2 protein-coding genes and 1 pseudogene are annotated in these 1,295 nt (G+C 46.9%); all 3 read right to left on the reverse strand.

From position 1 onward, the window contains the following. Positions 1-156 (reverse strand): annotated as a pseudogene (locus tag H7F08_RS15265) (ISL3 family transposase); the annotation flags it as partial. A 9-nt stretch (positions 157-165) separates the two neighbouring features. Beyond that, positions 166-726 (reverse strand): hypothetical protein, encoded by a 561-nt coding sequence (locus H7F08_RS15270; protein ID WP_193641001.1) that lies wholly within the window; start codon positions 724-726, stop codon positions 166-168. A gap of 32 nt (positions 727-758) precedes the next feature. After that, a complete protein-coding gene (locus H7F08_RS15275) occupies positions 759-1,163 on the reverse strand; it encodes a hypothetical protein (protein WP_193641002.1) in 405 nt (134 codons plus the stop codon). Between the last annotated feature and the right edge of the window lie 132 nt (positions 1,164-1,295).

Consider the following 1,295-nt stretch of genomic DNA (forward strand, 5'->3'; position numbering starts at 1 on the left):
GTCCTGACCGCAGACAGGGCAAGCAAGCCGACTTCCCTTGGGAAAGTTGATATGCAGGTCCAACCGCTTCTCCTCCAGCTTGAAAGTCACATCGTCCACCATCCACGGCGGAACCAACCCCAACGCCAAGGTAAACAGCTTGTCTTCGTCCATCATTAACCTTCCCTAGATCAGCAATGCCCTAAGACTACCGTACCCTCGTATCCACTCCAAGTAGCGAGGAGCCAGAAAGAAAACAATAACACCCTTTTCACCATCCAGACTACGGTATGGCACACTCAGACTCACATGAAAGGTGGCATCATCAGCAATTGGCCAATGTTTATAGGAAGCATCTCCCTTAAGCGACAGACGCTGGACGCACCCGCTATCCAATGTTTTCCGTACAGAACCATCTGCATCAAGAGGAATCGTCAAGCTAACAGCGACCTCTCTATGTGATCCCGCCAAAGACATGACGCTTACAGCGTTATCTATTGTTTTCTGCACACCAATCCAGACCAGAGAAGCATCCAGACGTTTAGCAAGGATGTCAGCCATCTGTCGCATAGTTGACGAAATGTCTTTGGTCAAAGAATCACCCAGAAGCCTATCCACTTCCAACAGGGCAGACTGCAAATCAGCTTTGGCGTTCATCTCCCGGAACATCTTACGATTTTTAACCAGCGCACGATAAGCTAGAAACAATCCGACTAATAAAAATAGGAGTAGCAGTGTTTTCAGCATAAACATTGTCCGGCCATCTATAACAGAGACCCCTATATAGAAAACTCTTCGTTGGAGTTTTTCCGTAAACCAAAATCCGGAACTATATCCATCAAATCACACAATGCTGCATAAGTTTCATTCAACATTGTGAGATTTGATTCCTTACCTTGTCTTTGTTGACTGAGAGACTGAATACGTGGCTGGATATTGGTAGATGAATCTACAATAGCTTCCAGTGCGGCCATTTTCTCTTTCGACTGAGCAGCAAAAAGCTCTAATTGACGATTCATCAAATCCAGAGACTCATTCACCCAATTGCGCAGCTCTTTTCGGGTTTCTTCTACAAATGCCTCAATTTGCTGGGCGAGAGAGAAAAAGGCTTTGCGAACTACAGATCCTTGAGTAGAAGCAGCGATTTCCAAACGTTTCCCGAAGCGCTCATAGCGATCAGCCATTGCCAGCAACTGGCTCCTCGCTACTTGGAGTGGATACGAGGGTACGGTAGTCTTAGGGCATTGCTGATCTAGGGAAGGTTAATGATGGACGAAGACAAGCTGTTTACCTTGGCGTTGGGGTTGGTTCCGCCG

It is taken from the genome of Acidithiobacillus sp. HP-11 (assembly GCF_015100075.1).
Lineage (GTDB): Bacteria > Pseudomonadota > Gammaproteobacteria > Acidithiobacillales > Acidithiobacillaceae > Acidithiobacillus > Acidithiobacillus thiooxidans.